Here is a 23970-nt window from a genome sequence, read left to right on the forward strand (position 1 = left end):
ATTTTGGAGTTTGTTTTTTAAATATTTGGTGCTTGAAAGCCGATACGCTTTTTTTATCTTTACGCTTTAAATTTTAGTGCTTATGAAATCACGTACAGTTTCAGAATTATTGTCACAAGATATTGTTTATCCAGAAGTAGAAATTAAAGGCTGGGTTAGAACCTTTAGAGCAAATCGTTTTATTGCTTTAAACGATGGTTCTACATTAAGTAGTATTCAATGTGTTGTTGATTTTGAAAATTTCGATGAAGCACTTTTAAAACGTATAACCACTGGAGCAGCAATTTTTGTTAAAGGCGAATTAGTTGAAAGCCAAGGCAAAGGGCAAAAAGTTGAAATACAAGTCAATCATATTGAAGTTTTAGGAGATTCCGATCCAGACACCTACCCTATTCAACCCAAAAAACATTCGTTTGAATTTTTACGAGAAAATGCACATTTACGTACTCGTACAAACACATTTAGTGCTATTATGCGTTTACGTTCGGCATTATCGTTCGCCATTCACAAATATTTTAACGAGAACGGTTTTTACTATATGCATGCTCCTATTATAACAGGAAGCGACGCTGAAGGTGCAGGAGAAATGTTTAAAGTTTCTAGTCTCGATTCTAAAAATCCACCTTTAGACGATGATGGAAACATAGATTACTCTAAAGACTTTTTTGGGAAAGAAACCAATTTAACGGTTTCCGGTCAGCTTGAAGCAGAAACCTATGCCATGTCTTTAGGTAAAGTATATACATTTGGGCCTACTTTTAGAGCAGAAAACTCAAATACATCAAGGCATTTAGCTGAATTTTGGATGATTGAGCCAGAAGTTGCATTTATGGACTTGGCGGGCAATATGGATTTAGCCGAAGATTTTATGAAATCTGTTATAAAATACATTTTAGATAATAACCGCGAGGATTTAGAATTTCTTGATAAACGTTTACAGGACGAGGACAAAACAAAACCTCAGGCCGAAAGAAACGATATGACTTTGATAGAAAAACTAAATTTTGTAACAGATAATCATTTCAAACGCGTTAGCTATACGGAAGCTATCGATATTTTACGCAATTGTAAACCTAATAAGAAAAAGAAATTTAAATATTTAATTAACGAATGGGGAACAGATTTACAAAGTGAACACGAGCGTTTTCTCGTAGAAAAACACTTTAAATGTCCAGTAATTTTATTTGATTACCCGGCAAATATCAAAGCGTTTTACATGCGCTTAAATGACGATGGAAAAACCGTTCGCGCTATGGATATTTTATTCCCCGGTATAGGGGAAATTGTTGGTGGTGCACAACGTGAAGAACGTTTAGATATTTTAAAACAAAGAATGGCAGCTATTAATATTCCTGAAGAAGACCTTTGGTGGTATCTGGATTTACGAAAGTTTGGTACTGCTGTTCATTCTGGTTTCGGATTGGGTTTTGAACGTTTAGTTATGTTTGCTACCGGCATGAGTAATATTAGAGATGTTATTCCGTTTCCAAGAACCCCTCAAAACGCAGAATTTTAAAAACAATAACCCTTTGGCTAGTAGCAGGTAAAAGTTTTTTTTTACTTTTATTGCAAACCAAATCAGAATATGCTTAAGCAGTATTTACAATTTAAATTATCGCAAAAACTATCGCCGCAACAAATTCAATTAATGAAATTGATACAGTTGCCTACCCAAGCTTTTGAACAGCGCTTAAAACAAGAATTGGAAGAGAATCCGGCTCTCGAAAGTGGCAAAGAAGATAATGATGAATACGATTCTGAGTTTAGTAATACAGACGATTTTAATGAAGGTGAATCTATAAATGCAGATGATATTAATGTTGATGAATATTTAAGTGATGATGAAATTCCTGATTATCGTACACAAGTCAATAATTATAGTAGCGATGATGAAGAAAAAACAATGCCTTATGCAGCAGGCACATCATTTACACAACATTTAATAAACCAATTAAACACGTATCGTCTCAATGATGAAGAGCGCGAAATCGCAGAATTTTTAGTAGGAAGTGTTGATGAAAGTGGTTATATACGCAGAGAGTTAAGCGATATTATGGACGATTTGGCGTTCACTCAAAATGTTTATACTACTGAAGAAAAAATTGAAAGCGTTCTAAGAATTGTGCACCAATTAGACCCTGCTGGTGTTGGAGCAAGAAGTTTACAAGAGTGTTTAAGCATTCAATTACATAGAAGAGAAAAAACACCTCATTGCGAATTGGCAATAAACATTATTGACAATGCGTTCGATCAATTTATAAAAAAGCACTATCAGAAATTAATTCAAAAGTTTGATGTTTCTGAAACTCAGTTAAAAGATGCTATTTCAGAAATTGAACATTTAAACCCCAAACCGGGAGGTTCTTATGCAGGAAATAATAGAATTGTAGAACACGTTGTTCCCGATTTTGCTATTAAAATTATAGATGGCGAATTAGAGTTAACGCTTAATGGAAGGAATGCACCAGAGCTTCATGTATCGAGAGAATACAATAACATGCTTAAAGGGTATAAAGACACTAAAGACAAATCTAAATCACAAAAGGATGCCGTTATCTTTATAAAACAGAAACTAGATGCTGCAAAGTGGTTTATCGAAGCTATAAAACAGCGCCAACAAACTTTGTTTGTTACCATGAGCGCTATTATGCATTATCAAAAAGACTATTTTTTAACAGGCGATGAGCGTAACTTAAAGCCTATGATTCTAAAAGATATTGCCGATGAAATTTCTATGGACGTTTCAACAGTGTCTAGAGTTGCAAATAGTAAATATGTTGATACCCCTTATGGAACAAAATTGATTAAAGAGTTCTTTTCTGAATCTATGAAAAACGATCAAGGAGAAGATGTCTCTACAAGAGAAATCAAAAAAATATTGGAAACAGTTATAGAAGAAGAAAACAAGAAAAAACCTTTAACAGACGAAACCTTAGCTACTATCTTAAAAGAAAAAGGGTATCCTATTGCGCGACGTACAGTAGCTAAATACAGAGAGCAACTGGATATTCCTGTTGCCAGATTACGTAAAAAAATATAATGGATAAAATACTACGAAGTATCTCATATATTTTTAATCCGTTATTAATACCTATCTTGGGTGTCATTTTTTATTTTTATATAACGCCGCGGTTTATTCCAGAAGATATCGTAAAAGCAAAGTTAGTGTCTCTTTTTATCCTAACAGTTATTTTACCTATTCTCCTTTATTTTTTGTTAAAAACATTGGGTAAGGTAAAATCAATTCATTTGGAAACTACAAAAGAGCGTATCATCCCTTTAATACTTAACTGTTTTGTTATCATAATAGTGTTACAACGTATTATTATGATTTCTCAAATTATAGAGCTTTATTTTTTCTTTGTTGGCATATTAATCTCCAATATGGCATGTCTAATGCTTGCTGTTTTTAAGTTTAAGGCAAGTATCCATATGATTTCTATTTCTGGATTATTCGTATTCTTTACTATCTTAAGTATTCATTTTAGTATAAACATTAATAATACATTAGCTTTGGTAGTCATAATAATTGGAGCTGTCGCTACATCCAGACTACATGTACATGCACATACTTACAAAGAACTTATTATGGGCGTTTTTGTTGGAGTGATTCCTCAATTAATTTTAGTGTCTTATTGGTTATAGAATATAAAACATCAAACCAATTTTTACTGCATTCATATCCATTTTATTTCCATTTAAACGCGCATCGCTAGAAAAGATAGGATTTAAAGCATAATATAAAAACACATTCCAGGTATTATAACCAGCACTTAATGTTAAACCATATTGAAAGTCATTAAAAGCTTCAATATCACTGTATCTTATCTTTCCTAAATCACCTTTGTACTTAGTAGTATGCGTTAACACATAACCTAATTTAAACCCCATATAAATGCGCCAAAAATTATAATCTGTTGCTGTAGACGTTCGCCATCTAAACTCAATAGGAAGTTCTATTAAATGGCTTGAGAATTTATTTTTAGTGTATGTGCTGCTAGATTCTAAAACACTATAAGTTACACCCCCATTGTCTTTATTAATAAGCAAGTTTTGATTAAATGAATTAGCAGAATACCCAAGCCCTAAACCTATGGCAATATTTCTATTTTTATTAATAGGCATATCTTTAATAAAGCCTAAATGAAAGCCTAAAGAGAAACCGCTTTGCGAAACATTTGCTGGCTTTTTGCCTAACAAGTTATATGTAACACCTGCGTAAAATTGGTCTTCTTTATAAAGCGAGTCCACTTCTTCATTAATATGTTCTTCTTGAGCAAAGCAACATACAAAACTCATTAAAAAAAATATGGAAACAAATAGATGATATTTCATTAATAATATTATTATACTAACATGCAATTATAATTAAAATTGTCTAAGTTTTAAAAACAAAAAGGCGTTTTGAGTTTATCAAAACGCCTTTATCTTATATATTTTAAGAATATAAAACTAATCTCTTCCCAATACAGAACCTTTTTTAGTGGTATAGTTAATTTTAAGCGCATTAACTTTTCTTAACTCCTGCTTTATATCTCCAATTAATCCCATATTGGCATCACTGTCTACTTTTAAGGCAGTTGTTAAAAATGGTACTAATTCTTCACGTTTATCAGCTCTTTCTGCAGCGATAAAAGCAGCAATATCCTTTACATCTGCAAACTTATCATTAAGTTGTATTTTTGTTTCTGTTCCGTATTGTTTAAAATTTTCACTTGGCTTACCTGCATAAATATACATGACCAAATCCTTCTTATCCAGCTTTTCTACCTGATCAGCAAATGGTAAATTATTTTCAATCATTAAAGAATTTTGCCTCATTACCGTAGCTACCATAAAGAAGAATAACAACATAAATACAATATCCGGTAAAGAAGCTGTATTTACTGCCGGCATATCGCCACTTTTTTTCTTATTAAATTTAGACATGTTTTATAAATGTTAAATTATTGTACTTCTGAAAGTTTTTGAGGATAATCAATCTTTATTTGATTGATCCTCTCTTTTAACTTATCCTTATTTCCTTGCCAATTTACATCCTTATAGTTTGCTTGCATTTCTGCAAAAGATTTCCCATATAGTGCCTGAGCTCTAATATCTCTTAATTCGTTATAAGCTGCTACCAATTCATTTTGAACAGCTATATAAGTCTTATAAGTTGTTTCTCGCTCATTTTTTAAGGATATTATCGCCTTATCCGGATTATCTGAAGATGCTATATCTTTTTCTCCACTACAATAATCACATGTTCCATCTCCGCCATTATCTAAAAATTTAAAGGCTGCTGCTCTTAACTCACTAATCTCCATTAACTCATCTTCTACAAGCAACTGATCTTTACCATTTAGAAGAACAGTAAAAATGTTTCTTTCCTTAATAATAACTTCTTCATCAGACTCTTCCATAGGTGGGAGTTTTCTATTAATCCCGGAATCTGTTTCGATCGTTGTTGTTACTAAGAAAAATATTAATAGTAAGAACGCAATGTCGGCCATGGAGCCTGCATTTACTTCTGGTGCTGCTCTTTTTGCCATAATTTATTTATTTAATATTTTTTTTACTCCAGAAAATAACATAGATGCTATAGCCAAAAATGCCAATACATAAAATGTGTATAATCCAGCACCTACTTTTTTGGAAGTAGCCTCAGTAACATCCAATCCCTTCTTTGTAAAAGGTGCTAGATCTAAATCTGTACCTGAAGACATAACATAAGAAACAACTATAATTGCTAAAAAAGCGCCAACAATCATTAATGTCTTCTTAATATTTCCTTCAAATAGTCCTTTTATAACAAACAAAAAAACCATTACCAATATCAATCCGAGTATAGTATATGCTATATACAGCATATTTCCACTCATACTTAAAGCAGTATCTTCATCACCAGCTATTATCATTAGTGCAAAAATCGCGCCAACAATAGCAAGTGCATAAGCTACTACTTTTAAAATCTTATGTAAATTCATAATTTTTTATATTTAATTATTACTTTTTATTTCTAATTAATAGATCCATTAACGTAATAGAAGCATCTTCCATGTCGTTAACAATACTATCAATTTTAGCAATAATGTAATTGTAAAAAATTTGAAGTATAATAGCTACTATTAAACCAAATACGGTTGTTAAAAGTGCTACTTTAATACCTCCTGCAACGAGAGATGGTTGTATATCTCCAGCAGCTTCAATTTTATTAAAAGCTTCAATCATACCAATTACCGTACCCATGAAACCAAGCATCGGAGCAAGAGCAATAAATAATGAGACCCAAGATACATTTTTTTCTAGTTGCCCCATTTGGACACCTCCATAAGCAACAACAGCTTTTTCAGCAGCTTCTATACCTTCGTCAGTTCTGTCTAACCCTTGGTAGTAGATAGATGCGATTGGGCCTTTTGTATTTCTACAAACTTCTTTTGCCGCTTCAACACCACCTGAAGATAAAGCATCTTCAACGCTTTGTGTTAATTTTTTTGTATTAGTAGTTGAAAGGTTTAAAAAGATAATTCTTTCTATAGCAATTGCTAATCCAAGAATTAAACATAATAATACAATACCCATAAAGCCAGCTCCTCCTTCCAAGAAATACTTTTTTAATACTTGATGAAATCCAAGAGGCTGGTCTGCTGCTGCATCTTCCGACTCTTGAGTTGTATTAATAGTTGTTGATGTTGCTACTGTAGTTGTGTTTGCAATTGTTGTTGCATTAATAGTTCCAAATGCCATCATTCCTGTTATGGCAAGGAGAGAAAATAATCTTTTCATGTTCTAGATCTTAATATATTAGTTAAAGTGTTAAAGATATTAAAAAAAAAGCAATTAAAAATAAAATAACAGCAGAGAGGAAGGGATTCGAACCCTCGATACGCTTTTGACGTATACACACTTTCCAGGCGTGCGCCTTCGACCACTCGGCCACCTCTCTGTATTTTTAATATGCATTTTGTTTATTGGGGGCTCAAATAACAAAAAAAACTTTGAACGCTAAAATTTTAAGAGTTAATTTTAAGACATTTCACCCCGTAAAGACACTTCGTACATGGTTTTGAGGTGATTACCATGTGTATTTTGTCCCAATAAATACATTAATTTACTTATTGCAGCTTCAGTTGTAATGTCTTTTCCGGAAATAACACCTAGATTTTTTAGCTCATTACTGGTTTCATAATGCCCCATCATAACACTTCCTCCAGAACATTGCGTTATATTTATAATATATATCCCTTTTAAAATATTTTCTTTTAACATATTAATAAACCATGTTTCGGTAGTACAATTTCCCGCGCCATAGGTTTCAATAATTACTGCTTTTAAATTCGACGTATTAAAAATACTTCGCAATACACTTTCTGTAATTCCTGGGAAAAGTTTTATTAGGGCAATATTATTGTCTAAATTTTTATGAACTTTTAGAGCTTCCTTTATATTAGGCTTAAACAAATGTTCTTTATTAACTTTTAAATGTACGCCAGACTCTGCCAAATCGGGATAATTTAAAGATGCAAAAGCTTCAAAGTGTTCTGCATTTATTTTTGTTGTTCTATTTGCTCTATATAGTTTGTATTCAAAATATAAACACACCTCCTTAATTATCGGCTCTCCTTTACTTTGTAATGACGCTATTTGTATGGATGTAATTAAATTTTCCTTAGCATCTGTTCTTAAGTCACCTATTGGCAGTTGAGACCCCGTAAAAATGATTGGTTTCGCTAAATTTTCTAACATAAAACTTAGCGCAGAAGCAGTATAGCTCATAGTGTCGCTTCCGTGTAAAACCACAAAACCATCAAACGCCTCGTAATTAGTTTCTATTATTTCTGCAATTTGTATCCAATATTTTGGATTCATATTACTCGAATCTATAGGTTCGTTAAACGATACGGTATCTATATGACATTCTAAGAGTTGTAATTCCGGGATTTTTTCTAAAAGTGTTTTGAAATCGAATGCTTTAAGCGATCCGGTTTTAAAATCTTTAACCATACCAATGGTTCCTCCAGTATATACCAATAATATCTTTGGTTTTATGTCACCCATATTTTAAATTTTAAAAACGTCTTTAGAATTTTGAGTCGTTATGGCTGCTATTTCTTCTAAAGATACACCATATATATATACTAATTTTTCCAAGACTTTTATAACATAGGCACTTTCATTTCGTTTTCCTCTATATGGGGCAGGAGCCAAATAAGGAGCATCTGTTTCTAACACGACATGTTTAAGATCTATTTCATTTAAAAAAGTATCAATTTTTCCATTCTTAAAAGTGGCTACACCTCCTATACCCAGTTTCATATTATACGAAATTGCTTGATGGGCTTGTTCTAACGTTCCTGTAAAACAGTGAAAAATACCGAATAAGTCATCACTTTTTTCTGTTTCTAAAACTTCAAATATTTCATTAAATGCGTCTCTACAATGTATAACTATTGGTAATTTATATTGTTTGGCAAGCTTGATTTGATGTTTAAATGCTTCTTGTTGAATTCCTAATGTCGATTTATCCCAATATAAATCAATCCCAATTTCGCCCACAGCATAAAAGTGCCGTTTGGCAAGCATGTCTTCTACATGTTTCAACTCAGCTTTATAATTGTCTTTTACATGGGTAGGATGTAAACCCATCATTAAAAACATATTATTAGGATACTCTTTTTCAAGCTGAAGCATGGCTTCTGTATGCTCAGAATCTATTGCCGGAATAAAAAACCGGGACACACCTTCCTCTATAGCACGATGTATCATCTCGCCTCTATCTTCATCAAAATCTTTACTATATAAATGGGTATGGGTGTCTGTAATAATCATTTGGTAAAAATAAAAAAGTCACCATTAATTTGATGACTTTCTTTAAGCTTATTTATCTTACCTTTAAATTTAAGGTTTGTATTCTTGTGCCATGAGACAATACTTAGCCCACGCGCCCCGCTTCTTATTCTAATTTATTAATAAGGTTTTGCGCTTCCTTATAATCTTCTGCATATTTTGGTATGGTTTTTAATATTTCTAAACAAGCAGCAAAGTCTTTCTGTTTTAATTTACTTAAAGCCGAATACCAAATTGCTTTGCTTTTATAAACCGACTGGGTATTAGAAAGTCTGCTGAATAAACTATCGGCTTCATCAAATTTATCTATTTCTAATAGCGCAATACCTCGGTATAATTGCAATTCTTTATTCGAATTATCTTTGGCTAATAACTGTCCAAAAATGATTTCCGCAGTAATGAAATTTTTATTATTAAAAGCGTCTTCGGCTGCTTTTAGCAATTCGTCTTGTCCACCTCTTACAGTTAAACTAATTGCCTCGTAATTATTGTAATCGCTAAAAGTTGGGTTAGGAGAATCATTAAATGTAAAGATTCCTATTAATAAAGCAATACTTGCTGCTACAGCATATTTCCAGAGCTTAAAGTGTCCTACTTTTTTAGCAGGTTTTTGTTTTTCAAAATGAGTTTTAGAAATGGTTTTTAAATTATTCTGAAAAGCGGTTGAAGCTGCTTCGTTTTCAAATTTATGTTCTAAAAAAGACGCTAACTCTTTATATGTATTAAATGCCTGGTTAAAATCCGATTCATTTTTTAATCTCGATTCAAAAGCAATTATTTCATCTTGAGGTAACTCTTTAGATAAATAGGATTCGAATAATATGTAATTTTGATCTTCCATGACAATTAATTATTAAGTTGGTTAAATTTTGGTGACTTTTGAACCAGCTCTGTCAATTTACCAATACATAAAGATTTCTTTTTTCTGGCATACGCATAAGTTACTCCTAAACTTTTAGCGACTTCTTCCATAGATTTTATTTTAAAAGTAGCTGTTAATAAATCTTTACAAGCGGTTCCAAGTTTTTGAAACATTTCTGTAAATAAAACTTGTTTTTCGCCAAATACAGCTGTTTCAAAAGCTAGTTCTTGAGCCTCGTCATCTTTAGATAAAACTTCTTCATTAATTGTTACCTCTTTATTAGAGTTTTTTTTCAATTCATTTAGCCATTTTCGTTTACATAGGATAAAAAAATACGCATCAAATGGGCAGGTAAGCTGTAATTTATTTTCGCTTGCCTGATTATAAATGGTAATTAAGGTATCCTGTATCACATCTTGAGCCTTATCACCATCGCCACTATTTTGCTTTATATAGTTAATTACTTTAGGAACAAACTTATCATATATAGCTTGTATAATAAACGAATTGTTTTTAAGCAGTCCATCTATGTACTTCTGGTCCTCGTGTAGTTTTTTCTCACTCATTAACCCTTGTATTTGCTACTAAAATACAGAATTTCTTTAAACCAACTATTCTCAATGCTGAGCATAAAAACATTTTATCGATTTCGTTTAACCTTTTGGGTCGAAAACAGAAATTCTGTATTTAGATTCCCTCTCGTCCCGACAGCTGTCGGGAGCCATCGGGATTCATAGGAATAACAATTTCAAAGGAAACCCCTAGACTGTGCCTCGGGAGACTCTTTTGAATAAAAACTTTAAAATAAAAAGGGTAACAATTTTTAAATGGATTTGATATAAGGGTGTTACAGTAAAAAACTGAAACATTTTAATTAATCCATAAAAATTAGAAATCATGAAGAAATCAATTTTAATTATCGGTACTGTAGTATTATCAATTTTAAATGCTCATGCTACAACCTTAACATCGGCCCTTAACCCAATAACTATTAGTGTAGATATTACAAATGAGCACTTACTTAAAGTATATGATTGGAAAGTAGAAACCAATATAGGTGTTTATTCGGGAATAGCGCTTTCTGTTGAAGATGCAAAACGAATGATTCTTTTAACAAGCTCTGGAGAAATTATAAGAGCATCTATCATTGAAGGCTATTTTGTATTAAAAACGGAAGCAAAAAACAACTCTAAAAGAAATTATTTCTGGGAAGTTGAAACTGTAACAGGATATGCAAAAGGGTACTCTTCAACAGAAGCATACGCTTATAAAATGATGCAATTAGTTGCTTCTGGCGATGCTATTGTTTCCAAAAAAATAATCAGTCAACCTCAACAATAAAAAAATAATTACCAAAACAGGGTAACAAAATAATTACCCTGTTTATATAACCTCGAATAATAATTTAAAACCCAATTAATCATGAAAATTACAAAACACATTTTAGGAACCATTTTTATCTCAGCTTTATTATTAACCAGCTGTTCTAATAATGACGATCACGATGGCGATATTTTAATTCGTCCAACAGCTGAAGATTTTAATCAGTTAAAAGAAGCTGCCCTTGAAAACTTAACGCAAACATTTCAGTTTAATACGGATGACGGCTATGTAACACTAACATCTGATAAGGGTGTACAAATTAGCATTAGTAGTTCTTGTTTAACTTTAAATGGAGACGCTGTAACTGGAACTATCGATGTAGAGTTTGTTGAACTTTTTGACAAAGGTAGCATGCTTACAACAAATAAGCCAACCATGGGAACTTTACCAAATGGCGATAAAGCATTGCTTATTTCTGGAGGAGAATTCTTTGTGAATGCGACTCAAAATGGTGCTGCTCTAGAAACCAATTGTGGATTTCAAATGTTAATTCCTGGAGATTTAACAGGAGGTGTAGATAATGATATGACACTTTGGGAAGGTAGAATCGATCAAGACGGAAACCTTGCATGGGCTGAAGTTGATGAAGCTGCTGGACAAGATGGTGGTGTATTTGGAGAGGGAGACCAATACTATGGTTTTTTTCAATCATTCGGATGGTCTAACGTAGATCGTTTTTATAACGACCCACGTGAAAAAACAACTATTCTTGTAGCAGTGCCTGAGGGGTATGATAATACAAACAGTTCTGTTTTTATTTCTTATGATGGCGAAGATGCAGGCTTAGCTAATTTAGATACTTACGATGCTGAAACTGGTTTATTTAGCGAGCATTACGGACAAATTCCTATTGGATTGGAGTGCCATATCATTTTTGCTACTGAAGATGGTGACAACTGGAAATATGCTATTAAAGCTGTAACTATTGCAGAAAATGATGTTATAACATTTACCGAAGATGAAACTTCAATAGCTACTGAAGCACAATTAACAACTATTATTAATGGTTTACCATAAACATCTACTCATTTTAAATTCCTGCTTATAACGGTTAACTTCATTTGTTAACCTTCCTTTTCAAACCAGAAACTTTATGTTTCTGGTTTTTTATTAAAGTCAATAATAAATAAGACAGTATAATTATATCTCTTTAAGTTTACAAATTGTTAACTTTTCTCACGATTAATTTCGGTATATTTAGACATTCTTGATAACATTAAAAAAATTTAAAATGGATAATCCTTTTCAAATACAGCCTGAACTTCGTTATGGCGCGCCTGTTTGCGATGAAATTTTAGTTGGACGCTACTTCTCTATTGGTTACTCTTGGTATTTTAGACAAGCCAAATGGACATTAGAAATCATAAATAGAAATCAATACCTTCTAACAGAAGCAGATAGAATGAACAACTTTCGAGCTGACACACGAATTCCTAAACGATTTCGAGCAGGACTTGGAGCTTATTCAGGTAGTGGGTTTGATCGGGGGCACCTAGTTGCAAGTGCCAATAACGATATTCTTGAAATTCAGAATAGTGAAACTTTTTTGTTATCAAATATGTCTCCGCAAAAACCTAATTTCAATCGTATCATTTGGCGAAAACTTGAAGAAGCGGTAAGAAAGCTTAACGATAAGCCAGAAGTTTTAGAAACTTATGTTCTTACTGCCCCTGTATTTTACTTCGATAGAAAAGTTGAAACTATTGGTGATGATTCAGATGAATATGGTATTGATGTTCCTGTGCCACATGCATTCATCAAAAGTATTTTAGCCGAGGACGATAAAGGCAGGTTGTCTCTTTGGACTTTCGAAATGGAAAATAAAAAGCTAACAGGCGAACTAAAAGATTATCTTGTTTCAACATATGATGCCGAACAGTTGGTTGGAGGTCGTTTTTGGGATCGAATTAGTGGAGGCGATCTTCATCTGCAAAAGAAGCATCCAAGAGATATTTGGGAGTTTTAAAAATCTTCATTGTTTTTTAACAGGAAACACTACTTGGTAGCTTTTTATTCCTTTACTTTCATTTATAGGACACCAAGTCCCATTTGATGCTCCGAAGGTTGCGGCTTGGTTTTTATTATGTAACATAAGGTTTAAAGAAGCCCTTCCTATTAATCTAAGTGCTCTCATTTGCTTTCGTATGTTTAACCATAATTATCGGTTAAATATGCTTTAATTCTGGGCATCTAAAGGTCACAGAAAAAAATTCGTTAATCTGACCTAAAGCAAAGTCTAAGCATATTTGCCATTATATATTGTTAGCGCGACTTTGAATTAAAACTTATACTTTTTAGGGCTTTATAATTGAGCCTAGCGTTCCAATTGGAAAATTCTCATTTTCATAGCATAAAATGGGTAACAAAATGTAATTATTGTGTATTTAAATATAAAAACTAGTAATAAAGTGAAAAAAACAATTCCAATATGGGCTATCATAGTGATGATATTGTTAGTAATAACAGCCAATATTTTTGTAATTATATCTAACTTTTATATTTCATATTAAGTTAGTACTGCACAAGGCTCTTATAAAGATGACACTTTTTGTATATTTAAACCAATTTAACCAACTGTTCATGAACAAATTATTCCTTTTTATTTGCTTACTATTTATACATGTATATAGCTACTCACAACAATTAGTTGCAAACGATACACTAACAAGAACAGCAACTATTAAGAGTACTACTAATGGCAACGAAATAATATTTACCCCAGAAACACCTACTTTAAACCAAATTGCTGGTGCACCAAAAGCATTTTATACGCATTACTGGGAATTTGGTGACGGGCATTATAGCACCGAAGAAAAACCAAAACATGTTTATAAAAATAAAGGAGATTATGAAGTAAAACTTTGGGCCACCAATAATTACGACACAGGTAAACCACCAACAACAAGACCCAAAAAGATTGCTGTTAATTCAATTACAACAGACTATGAAGATCTGGCAGTTATGGATGAAGATTTTACATTAAAGCGTAACCGTGAACCTGTTCCCGAACAAGAAATAGTAACGGTATTGAGTTATAAAAATGTAAAAGACTACGTAACCAACGGAAAAATATACCTGTTTTATAACGAGCTTAAATATAAAGCCAATAATTTTGAATTGTTAGAAACCAGGACACATCATAACGAAAAAAATATTTCGGCAAACGGTTTTGCATATACAAATAATCTAGATGAAGACCACACTTATCTGGCTTCTTTAAATCATGATATTATTAAATCGAATCCTGTATTACAAGATTCGACAGAAAAGACAAACCTTCCTTTAACCATTGCAGAATCTCAAGCATATTATAAAGACTGGAGCCTACTGGAATTTGATAATATGCAACCCAATGAAGAGCGTCATATCTTTTTTAGTTTAAAAACTACACCAGAAATGGTTAAGGATACCAGTGCCATTATATCGGTTAGAGGTATTTATGTACCAGATGGTAACTATGATAACCATAAAGTAAAAGACATGGAAATGGAAATTGTGACCTCACATGATCCTAACAAAATGTCATCCAATGGTACGTTTATGAATTATAGATTAGTACGTTTTAAAACCTTAAAATATAAGATCAAATTTCAAAATAACGGCGAAGGTCCGGCAAGAACAATAAGACTAGAAACCGATATTCCCGACATGTTGGATAAATCGACTTTAAAGGTTCTAGATATGTATCCTAAATGTGACATATGCCCTAAACGAGAAGTTCTCTATAGCTGCTTAGACACTACATTTACAGATAGTCAAGCCATTTTTACCTTTAAAAATATTTATCTACCGGGAAGCGAACAAAAAAATGTAAAAGAATACGATTCTACAAAAGGTTTTGTAAAATATAGCATCAAGTTTGCAAAAGATTTTCATAAGAAAAAAACCAAAAGTAGAACTGCCATTATTTTTGATAAAAACGAGCCTATTCTTACCAACTATTCAACCACTAGGTTTATACCCGGGTTATCCATTGGTGCCAAAATGGGGTATAATTCGTTTAGCGACTTAAAAAACTCCAAAAGTTACTTCTTAGGTTTTACACTGTCTCCTTATAAATCTTATAGATGGTATTGGCAAGTAGAACTCATGAATAATTTACATAACTACGATGCTGAAACTAATGTTGTTGAAGAATTTATTCAAGAAGCTCAAGGGTTTCGTTTTTTACAGCGCACCACAACGGATGCTTCTTACGAAAATATTGATTGGGATATTCCCGTTTTAATACGATATAATATTAATAATTATTTTGGTCTGGGCGCAGGTTTGCAAAACACCATTTCCTTAAGTGAAAAACAAGAACAACGTATTTTAATAGAATGGTTTGAAGGAGACACCCCAGACACGCCCTCTTTTAATATTGAAGAAGATACTGGTAGCGAAACCAATTCTTTTACCAATTTAAGAACAGGGTTATTATTTGAGGCCACTGCTGGTTTTGCCAGAATTGGCCCTAGTGTAGGTGCTCGTTATATAATGAATTTTGAAAACGATTTTAACTACTGGCAATTTTACGCTATATGGAAATTCTGAAGCTAAGTCTCTTTTAGCAGGCTCACTCTTATGAAAAAACTAAGTCTTATTTTCTTTTTAATTTACGGAATTACTTTTTCTCAAAATTTAGAAGAAGAAATTTATGTTGCTGCCGAAACATTTATTAGCAACACAAATAATACTTCATTAAACCTCTTAAGCGAGCAAGAATCTACATTCAAAAAACAAGTTAAAAGCAAAAGTGAACAACTAGCGCTTGTTTTTTTACAATGTCACAAAGGGTTTTATCTGGAGAAAATCTTCCAGCTAAAAGATGCGATTACTACTTTTGAGGATGCTTCAAATCGGTTTAAAACAAACAACCTTTCAAAATTTTCCCATTTCGATATAATTGAAAGCTGTCTAATCCCTTTAGGAAACTTATATACTAAAACTGATGATTTTACTAATGCCGAAAACATCATCAAACAATACATATTTTTAGCAGAAAAAAGTAATCATATTAAACACCGGACTAGTGGTATTATTAATCTGGCTAAACTATATCAAAGTGCAGGCAAGCATAAATCTGTGCTAGAATTAACGTCAAAAAATCTTAATACTCTAAACATAAATAATGTTCAAAAACAAAAATTAATTGATATAAACGATGATAGTCAAATCGCCTTAAATAGCTCATTATCAAAAACAATCGACAACAACACTTTTGAGTATTACAAAAACAACTACCAAATAGCACTGCGAAAAAGAAATTATGAAAAAGCTCTGTTCCATTTCAATAAAGCAAAAAAAGTATTTTTATATCAAAAAGAGGTTTTCGCTAGAGATTTAGCTAAACTATATTTTCAAGAAGCACAACTATATTATTTATTAAACGATTCAAAAACAGCTTTAGATAGCTTACAAAAGGCTACTAAAGCCTTACTTCCTAATCATACTTTCGCCTCTTTACCTCTAAGAAGTGAACTATACGCCGAAAATACATTTATAGATATTTTCGATTTGTATGCTACGCTTCAGGAAGACTATAAATTAGCACTTAAATATTACGATTTAAGTTTCTATATATCTCGATTATTACAAAATAACTGGACATCTCAGGAAAACAAAATATCGAATCAGGCAGCAAATAGAATTCGTAGTGAAAAATGTATAGATATTATCTTTAATGCCTACCAAAGCATTAAAAATGACACACTTTTATCCGCCGCTTTTAAATACGCAGAATTAAACAAATCGGGAATCTTAAAAGAGAGAGCTTTTAAACAAACGCTTTTACAAAAATACCCCAATGATAGTTTGTTACTTAAAGAATCTCATTTACTTAAAAAACAGGAAGAAATAACCAACCTCTTAATAAATGAACAATTAGGTAAATCGAAAGCATCCATAATTTCAGCCTTAAGCTCAGATTTAAATGCTGTAAGCATAAAATTAAAAACGCTCACAGAAGCTATAAATAAAAAATACCCCGAGTTAGAAAATACTAATTTTTTAGTTAAAGATTTACAAAACAAGCTATTAAAAGACGACGCTGTTTTGGTTGAGTATTTTTATGGCAAAAAAAACATCTATCAATTTATAATTTATAATGATAGTATCAACCTTAACAAAATTAATTTAGATGAAGCTGTCAAAACACATATTACAAATTTTATTCATTTATTCGATAACGCTTCTATAATAAATAACGATATAAATAAATTTACAAAAACGGCTTATACTCTTTATGGTATCTTGAACCTTGCAAAAGCATCAAATTTTAAAAACATCGTTATTATCCCAGATGGGTTATTAAGTTTTATACCATTTGAGGCTTTACTAACTTCTAAAACCCATACAACCAACTTTTCAAAAATGCCATTTGTTATACAAAAGCAACATATTGTTTACAATACAAGTCCCGCATTTTACCTAAAAAACGAAGCAGAAAATAACACAAACAAGCTTCTTGGTATCTTTCCGGTATTTGAAAAAACAAAAAACAGTTTAACCTACTCTATAGATGAGGCAAATGCTATAAAAGAAGAAATACCATCCCAGCTATTTTTAAAAGATAAAGCAACAAAAAAAGCTTTCATTGAAAATAGTTTAAACTACAGTATATTACATTTATCTACCCATGCCAGTAGTGGCGATTTTTTAACCTCAGCTAATATTGAGTTTTATAACGATACCATGTATCTAAATGAATTATATAGCCTCAATTTAAACACAAATCTTGTCGTCTTAAGTGCTTGTGAAACGGGTGTTGGGAAATTATATAAAGGAGAAGGCGCTATGAGCATAGCTCGTGGGTTTCAATACGCTGGTGCCCAAAACGTATTGTTTTCTCTATGGCAAATAAACGATTTATCTACATCTCAAATTATGAAATCCTTTTATAAAAACTATGGAGATAACCAGTCGGCTTATACCTCGAATCATCAGTCAAAATTAGATTATTTAAAAAATGAAGGAATTAGCAATATTAAAAAATCACCTTATTACTGGAGTGCTTTTGTATATTATGGTCAAATAACAAAACCAACGAATCGCGATAATAAATTAATTTACACACTCTTAGGGTTATTTATCTTATTGATTATAGTACTTTTACTGTTGAGAATGAAAAAATCTTATGGAAAAAACACTGCAGGAATTCTTAATTAAAAAAGGATATGCTAAAGTAAAGCTACATCTTACTAAAACAAATCACTTTGAAATAAAGGCAACTATAAATGGACATAAAGGCTTATTTATTCTAGATACTGGTGCATCAAGCTCATGTGTAGGTTTTGAAGCTACTGAAACTTTTAAGCTAAAAACTGAAAACTCTACTATTAAAGCAGCAGGTGCAGGTGCTACAAATATGGACACTAAGATGTCTAAAAAAAACAAAATGAAAATCGGAAAATGGAAACGCAATAAGGTTGTTTTAGTTTTATTTAATCTTACTCATGTAAATACGGCTCTAATAAATCATAATTCTAAACCTGTTGACGGAATTATAGGAGCCGATATATTAAAAAAAGCTAAAGCTATTATTGATTATGAAAAGAAATATCTATATTTAAAACTATAAAAAAATTTAAATAAATCTACATTTTTAATTAATAGCATTTTAATTCTCCTCTAGTAATGAACACCTCAATAGTGATTGCTGATGATCATCCGTTAATGTTACGGGGGCTAACCGATTTTTTAACTTCGAAAGGTTTTAATATTGTAGGAAGTGCCCAAGATGGAAATACAGCCTATAATCTTATAGTAAAACTAAAACCAAAAATCGCCATTCTAGATATAAGAATGCCCTATAAAACTGGATTAGAAATCGCCGAAGCTTGCAAAAAAAATAATTTAAATACTAAAGTTATCCTTATAACTTTCGATAAAGAGGAAGAGTTATACGACAAGGCTAAAGAATTTGATGTTTTTGGATATATTTTAAAAGAATTTGCCATTGAAGAAATTGAAACTTGTATTGAACATGTTATAAATGGCACACCGTATTTTAGTGAAGAAATAGCATCTTATTTAAACACAAGTAATTTAGAGCAAAGACCTGATGTATTAGATTTATTAACCAAGTCTGAACTAAAAATAGTAAAGCTTATTTCTGAAAATAAAACAAGTCATGATATCGCCAATGATTTATCAATTTCTGTTCGTACAGTAGATAAGCATAGAAGTAATATTGTTGCGAAATTAGGCTTAGATAACAAACCTACATCGCTTTCAATTTGGGCCAACTTAAATAAAGCTCATTTTTAAAAAATACGTATAAGTGCGTATTTTTTTTATCATATTCAAAACATACCTTTACGGAGCTATTAATTAGTTCTTAGGGAGAATTAAAGAAGGCTCTAAATTGTTATGATTTAGAGCTTTCGTCTTTTATAGAACTAACCTTTTATTTAAAAATACGTATATGTGCGTATTTTTTTTTTTATCTATACAACTTACCTTTACAGAGCTATTAATTAATTCTTCATAAGAGAGAATTTTTTCAAAAACTCTGCGCTGCAATAGGTAAGTGCAGAGTTTTTAATAAAAGAATTTACACATTATTTAACATTTAAGGGAATAAAAAAATTAGGTAATAACAATGGAAAAAAATAATAACATCCTTGACAAATATTCTATGATAGGATTAATTATTTTAGTAATTATTATTATTTCTATAAACCTTATAATGTGCTTTAATTAATTTTATATTTAGTTAGTTAATTAAGGAGTTATCAACCGATATTGATCACTCCTTTTTTATTTTACAATTACAGTTCTAAAGCTTTCTTAATATCATTATTCATTAATAACTCAACAGGATTTTCTAAAGCTTCCTTAACTGCTACTAAAAACCCAACACTTTCTTTTCCATCAATAATTCTGTGATCATAAGATAATGCTACATACATAATGGGTCTAATTTCTACTTTCCCATTAATTGCTACTGGTCTTTCTACAATATTATGCATTCCAAGAATGCCGCTTTGTGGTGGATTAATAATCGGTGTAGATAACATACTACCAAATACCCCTCCATTAGATATTGTAAAAGTTCCTCCCGTCATTTCATCAACCGTAATTTGTCCATCACGAGCGCGAATAGCTAAACGTTTAACTTCTGCCTCAACACCTCTAAAGCTTAAATTCTCAACATTTCGCATTACAGGAACCATCAAACCTTTTGGTCCCGAAACAGCGATACTAATATCACAAAAATCGTAACTTATCATTTCTTTTCCATCGATCATTGAGTTAACTGCAGGATACATTTTTAATGCTCTAACAACCGCCAACGTAAAGAAACTCATAAAACCTAAACCTACTCCGTGCTTAGTCTTAAATGTTTCTTTATATTCTGAACGTAATGCAAAAATTGGAGACATATCAACCTCATTAAAGGTCGTTAACATGGCTGTTGTATTTTTGGCTTCAACTAAACGTTCTGCTACTTTACGACGTAGCATAGACATTTTACTGCGAGATGTTCCTCTACTCCCTCCTGCTGGTGTACCCATAGAAGGTACAGCTTTTACAGCGTCTTCTTTAGTAACTCTTCCATCCTTTCCTGTTCCAGAAATGGAAGCTGCATCCATTCCCTTTTCTGCTAAAATCTTTTTAGCTGCTGGACTTGCAGATCCTGTTGCATATGTTTTTGTTTCCGAAGCAGTTTGTTTTGGAGCCTCAACTTTTGGAGCTTCCTCTTTTTTGACTGCTTTAGGAGCATCACCTTCTGGTTTTGCAGCACTAGTATCAATTAAACACACAACAGCTCCAACTTCAACAGCATCCCCTTCTTCTGCTTTAAGAGTAATGGTTCCACTAACTTCTGCTGGCAACTCTAATGTTGCTTTATCACTATCTACCTCTGCTATAGCCTGATCTTTCTCAACATAATCTCCATCTTCTACTAACCATGTTGCTATTTCCACTTCTGTAATGGATTCCCCTGGCGAAGGCACTTTCATTTCTAAAATCATTCTTTATAATTTTAATTGTATATGAATTATTTCTTTTTAATATAAATTTAGTCAATATTGAAAACTGCATCAATCACAGATCGTTGTCTTCTTTTATCTCGTGTGCTAGATCCTGGTGCTGGTACCGAACTATATGGTCGCGAAGCTACTTCTAATTTAACCAAATCCATACGTTGCACCATAAAACTCCAAGCTCCCATATTTTTAGGCTCTTCTTGTGCCCAAACATATTTTTCTACATTTGGATATTTATTTATAACGTCCTGTATATGTTCTAAATGTAATGGGAATAATTGCTCAATTCTTACTAAAGCAACATCATCTCTTTCTAATAATTCTCTTTCTGCCAATAAATCGTAATAGAATTTACCAGTACAGAAAACTAATTTTTTTACGTTTTTAGGAGCAATCGTATCATCAATAACTTCTTCAAATTTACCAGTTGCCAATTCATTCATTGATGACACAGCTTTTGGATGACGCAATAAACTTTTAGGTGTAAATACTACTAATGGTTTTCTAAAATCGCGTTTCATCTGACGACGCAATAAGTGAAAAAAGTTTGCAGGTGTTGAGCAATCTGCAACAATCATATTATCTTCACCACACAATTGTAGATAACGTTCTATTCTAGCTGATGAATGCTCGGAACCTTGTCCTTCATATCCATGAGGTAATAAAACAACAATACCATTTTGAGACTTCCATTTATCTTCTGCTGCAGATAGGTATTGGTCGAAAATAATCTGTGCGCCATTACTAAAATCACCAAACTGGGCTTCCCAGATAGTTAACGTATTTGGATTGGCCATGGCATAACCATAATCGAAACCAAGGACACCATACTCAGATAAAAAGGAATTGTAAATATCCATATTACCTTTATTCTCCGAGTTTGTATTTAATAAGTTTATACGTTCTTCAGATATTTCATCGCGTAAAATAGCGTGACGGTGACTAAATGTTCCACGCTCTACATCCTGACCTGAAATACGTACATTGAAACCTTCTTCCAACAAACTACCATAAGCTAATGTTTCTGCCATTCCCCAATCTAGTGTATCGGTTTCAAAAACCATTTTTTTACGTCCGTCAAGAATTCTTTCTGCTTTACGTAAAAACTTAACCCCTTCTGGAACTGTTGATACTATTTTTGAAATACCTTCCAATTTATTTTTTGGATACGTTGTTTCTACTCTTTCAAGCATACCTTCTATCCCTTTGCGATTAAAAGCAGACCAACGTTCTTGCATAAACTCTCTAACCTTAGAAGACTCTGCCTTCTTAGATTTAGCATATTCTTTTTCTAATGTGTCTTTAAAATCTGCAATAATTTTATCTACATAGGCTTTATCGACGGCATTTTCTGCAATTAACTTTTCTGAATATATTTTAAACGGATTAGGGTGTTTTGATATATGTTTATATAGATTTGGTTGTGTAAAACGAGGTTCGTCACCTTCATTATGACCATATTTACGATATCCCAATAAATCTATATATACATCTTTTTTATAGTGCATTCTATATTCTAAAGCCATTTCCACAGCATGAACTACGGCTTCAGCATCATCAGAGTTAACATGTAAAACCGGTGATAAGGTTACCTTAGCAACATCGGTACAATAAGTACTAGATCGCGCATCTAAATAATTAGTGGTAAAACCTACCTGGTTATTAACCACTATATGAATGGTGCCTCCTGTTTTATACCCATTTAGTTGGCTCATTTGGCTTACTTCATAGGCAACTCCTTGACCTGCAATAGCAGCATCTCCATGTACAATAATTGGTACTATTTTTGAGTTATCGCCATCATAATCACTATCAATCTTTGCACGTGTAATCCCTTCAGCAACGGGAGCAACAGTTTCTAAGTGTGATGGATTTGGAACCAAATTCATCTTAATACTCTTTCCGTTTTGATAGGTTTTATCTAGGGTTAAACCTAAATGATATTTTACATCACCGTCAATATTTTCGTCTTCGAAATCTTTACCGTCAAATTCGCTAAAAAGTTCATTAAGCGGTTTTCTAAAAATATTAACCAATGTACTTAAACGACCACGATGCGCCATTCCTAAAACACATTCTTTTACTCCGTATTTTTCTACCGAATAAAAAAGCACATTACTAATAGCTGGTATTAAAGATTCTCCTCCTTCTAAAGAAAAACGTTTTTGCCCCACATATTTGGTTTGCAAAAAGTTTTCGAACGTAACAGCTTGATTTAATTTAGATAAAATATATTTTTTAATTTCAACCGAATACTCAGGATGATTATCATTTTTATTTAGCCGTTCCTGCCACCATTTAATAACCTCTGGGTTACGTAAATACATATACTCAACACCAATGGAATCACAGTAAATCCTCTCTAAATGAGTAATTATTTCACGTAATGTTTTTGCACCAATGCCTAAAATGTCTCCAGCATTGAAAATAGTATCTAAATCGTTTTCGGAAAGATCGAAATTTTCTAAAGCCAAAGTGGGTGAATAACTTCTACGTGCTCTTACAGGATTTGTTTTAGTAAACAAATGACCACGCATTCTGTATCCATCAATAAGTCTAACTACATTAAATTCTTTTTGAACTTGTTCTGGGATCTGAGTAGAAACACCTTCTACTATCTCCCCATTTAATCCATAGTTCTCACTACCAAAATCGTAGCCTTGAAAAAAAGCTCTCCAACTTGGTTCTACCGTATCAGGATTTTGTAAATATTGATCGTATAAATCAGCAAAATATGCTGTGTGAGCTGCGTTTAAAAATGAAAATTTATCCATTGTTATTTTTAATCCCTGTAGGTTAAGTCAAAATATTTTCCAAAAATACAACTTTTACCAAAATTAGATCTTTCTTTGACTATATTTATAAACGTTCAATATGCTTTTAACGAATATGTTATTATTACCTGTTAATTTTTTAACG

Annotated in this window: 22 protein-coding genes and 1 tRNA gene; 10 read left to right on the forward strand and 13 right to left on the reverse strand. The window is 32.2% G+C overall.

Translation table 11 applies throughout. The features are described from left to right. Positions 1-82 precede the first annotated feature (82 nt). The 3 genes from asnS to Q4Q35_RS22020 all read left to right on the forward strand — a co-directional run bounded on the left by asnS (position 83) and on the right by Q4Q35_RS22020 (position 3645). Positions 83-1516 carry an asparagine--tRNA ligase gene (gene asnS / locus Q4Q35_RS22010; protein ID WP_303280226.1) on the forward strand — a complete coding sequence of 478 codons (1434 nt, stop codon included), beginning with the start codon at positions 83-85 and terminating at the stop codon, positions 1514-1516. A gap of 69 nt (positions 1517-1585) precedes the next feature. Continuing rightward, a complete protein-coding gene (gene rpoN, locus Q4Q35_RS22015; protein ID WP_303280227.1) occupies positions 1586-3040 on the forward strand; it encodes an RNA polymerase factor sigma-54 in 1455 nt (484 codons plus the stop codon). Next, complete coding sequence (locus tag Q4Q35_RS22020) at positions 3040-3645, forward strand: hypothetical protein (RefSeq protein WP_303280228.1); 606 nt, start codon at positions 3040-3042, stop codon at positions 3643-3645. Before rpoN ends, Q4Q35_RS22020 begins: the two co-directional genes overlap by 1 nt. Here Q4Q35_RS22020 and Q4Q35_RS22025 read toward each other — a convergent pair. The 10 genes from Q4Q35_RS22025 to Q4Q35_RS22070 form a co-directional block, all read right to left on the reverse strand. After that, positions 3640-4335 carry a porin family protein gene (locus Q4Q35_RS22025; protein ID WP_303280229.1) on the reverse strand — a complete coding sequence of 232 codons (696 nt, stop codon included), beginning with the start codon at positions 4333-4335 and terminating at the stop codon, positions 3640-3642. The genes Q4Q35_RS22020 and Q4Q35_RS22025 overlap by 6 nt on opposite strands. 117 nt (positions 4336-4452) lie before the next feature. After that, complete coding sequence (locus Q4Q35_RS22030; protein ID WP_303280230.1) at positions 4453-4929, reverse strand: ExbD/TolR family protein; 477 nt, start codon at positions 4927-4929, stop codon at positions 4453-4455. 17 nt (positions 4930-4946) lie between these two features. Next, positions 4947-5534: an ExbD/TolR family protein gene (locus tag Q4Q35_RS22035; protein WP_303280231.1), complete on the reverse strand. Its 588-nt coding sequence runs from the start codon at positions 5532-5534 to the stop codon at positions 4947-4949. 3 nt (positions 5535-5537) lie between these two features. Beyond that, positions 5538-5969 carry a hypothetical protein gene (locus Q4Q35_RS22040; protein WP_303280232.1) on the reverse strand — a complete coding sequence of 144 codons (432 nt, stop codon included), beginning with the start codon at positions 5967-5969 and terminating at the stop codon, positions 5538-5540. 19 nt (positions 5970-5988) lie between these two features. Next, complete coding sequence (locus Q4Q35_RS22045) at positions 5989-6768, reverse strand: MotA/TolQ/ExbB proton channel family protein (RefSeq protein ID WP_303280233.1); 780 nt, start codon at positions 6766-6768, stop codon at positions 5989-5991. 72 nt (positions 6769-6840) lie between these two features. Next, positions 6841-6928: transfer RNA gene (locus Q4Q35_RS22050), tRNA-Ser, on the reverse strand. A gap of 80 nt (positions 6929-7008) precedes the next feature. After that, a complete protein-coding gene (locus tag Q4Q35_RS22055) occupies positions 7009-8040 on the reverse strand; it encodes an asparaginase (protein ID WP_303280234.1) in 1032 nt (343 codons plus the stop codon). Positions 8041-8043: 3 nt separating this feature from the next. Beyond that, entirely contained in the window at positions 8044-8811 is a 768-nt protein-coding gene (locus Q4Q35_RS22060) for a TatD family hydrolase (RefSeq protein ID WP_303280235.1), read from the reverse strand. Positions 8812-8935: 124 nt separating this feature from the next. Next, a complete protein-coding gene (locus Q4Q35_RS22065) occupies positions 8936-9670 on the reverse strand; it encodes a hypothetical protein (RefSeq protein ID WP_303280236.1) in 735 nt (244 codons plus the stop codon). A 5-nt stretch (positions 9671-9675) separates the two neighbouring features. Further along, positions 9676-10257, reverse strand: a complete 582-nt coding sequence (locus tag Q4Q35_RS22070; protein WP_303280237.1) for an RNA polymerase sigma factor — start codon at positions 10255-10257, stop codon at positions 9676-9678. 331 nt (positions 10258-10588) lie between these two features. Here Q4Q35_RS22070 and Q4Q35_RS22075 point away from each other — a divergent pair, with 331 nt between their 5' ends. From Q4Q35_RS22075 to Q4Q35_RS22085, 3 genes are all read left to right on the forward strand, one after another. Next, positions 10589-11032: a hypothetical protein gene (locus Q4Q35_RS22075; protein WP_303280238.1), complete on the forward strand. Its 444-nt coding sequence runs from the start codon at positions 10589-10591 to the stop codon at positions 11030-11032. 81 nt (positions 11033-11113) lie between these two features. Next, positions 11114-12091 (forward strand): hypothetical protein, encoded by a 978-nt coding sequence (locus tag Q4Q35_RS22080; protein WP_303280239.1) that lies wholly within the window; start codon positions 11114-11116, stop codon positions 12089-12091. Positions 12092-12305: 214 nt separating this feature from the next. Beyond that, positions 12306-13040: a DNA/RNA non-specific endonuclease gene (locus tag Q4Q35_RS22085; RefSeq protein WP_303280240.1), complete on the forward strand. Its 735-nt coding sequence runs from the start codon at positions 12306-12308 to the stop codon at positions 13038-13040. A 6-nt stretch (positions 13041-13046) separates the two neighbouring features. On the opposite strand, the gene Q4Q35_RS22090 is transcribed toward Q4Q35_RS22085, so the two are convergent. Continuing rightward, positions 13047-13208: a hypothetical protein gene (locus tag Q4Q35_RS22090; RefSeq protein WP_303280241.1), complete on the reverse strand. Its 162-nt coding sequence runs from the start codon at positions 13206-13208 to the stop codon at positions 13047-13049. 446 nt (positions 13209-13654) lie between these two features. Between Q4Q35_RS22090 and Q4Q35_RS22095 the strand changes: the two genes are divergently transcribed. Genes Q4Q35_RS22095 through Q4Q35_RS22110 form a run of 4 tightly spaced genes read left to right on the forward strand, consistent with a single transcriptional unit; the run spans position 13655 to position 19324 of the window. Continuing rightward, on the forward strand, positions 13655-15610 hold the full coding sequence (locus Q4Q35_RS22095) for a DUF7849 domain-containing protein (RefSeq protein WP_303280242.1): 1956 nt from the start codon (positions 13655-13657) through the stop codon (positions 15608-15610). Between the two features lie 30 nt (positions 15611-15640). After that, a complete protein-coding gene (locus tag Q4Q35_RS22100) occupies positions 15641-18223 on the forward strand; it encodes a CHAT domain-containing protein (protein WP_303280243.1) in 2583 nt (860 codons plus the stop codon). After that, positions 18192-18635 (forward strand): retropepsin-like aspartic protease family protein, encoded by a 444-nt coding sequence (locus tag Q4Q35_RS22105; RefSeq protein ID WP_303280244.1) that lies wholly within the window; start codon positions 18192-18194, stop codon positions 18633-18635. The genes Q4Q35_RS22100 and Q4Q35_RS22105 overlap by 32 nt, the downstream gene beginning before the upstream one ends. A gap of 56 nt (positions 18636-18691) precedes the next feature. Beyond that, the gene (locus Q4Q35_RS22110; RefSeq protein ID WP_303280245.1) at positions 18692-19324 is read left to right on the forward strand and encodes a response regulator; all 633 of its coding nucleotides are present in this window, start codon (positions 18692-18694) and stop codon (positions 19322-19324) included. A 503-nt stretch (positions 19325-19827) separates the two neighbouring features. Here Q4Q35_RS22110 and odhB read toward each other — a convergent pair. Together odhB and Q4Q35_RS22120 are read right to left on the reverse strand one after the other, a co-directional pair. After that, a complete protein-coding gene (odhB, locus tag Q4Q35_RS22115; protein ID WP_303280246.1) occupies positions 19828-21036 on the reverse strand; it encodes a 2-oxoglutarate dehydrogenase complex dihydrolipoyllysine-residue succinyltransferase in 1209 nt (402 codons plus the stop codon). A gap of 47 nt (positions 21037-21083) precedes the next feature. Next, entirely contained in the window at positions 21084-23825 is a 2742-nt protein-coding gene (locus tag Q4Q35_RS22120) for a 2-oxoglutarate dehydrogenase E1 component (RefSeq protein ID WP_303280247.1), read from the reverse strand. Positions 23826-23970 lie beyond the last annotated feature (145 nt).

The organism is Flavivirga aquimarina (assembly GCF_030540835.1).
GTDB classification, from domain to species: Bacteria; Bacteroidota; Bacteroidia; order Flavobacteriales; family Flavobacteriaceae; genus Flavivirga; species Flavivirga aquimarina.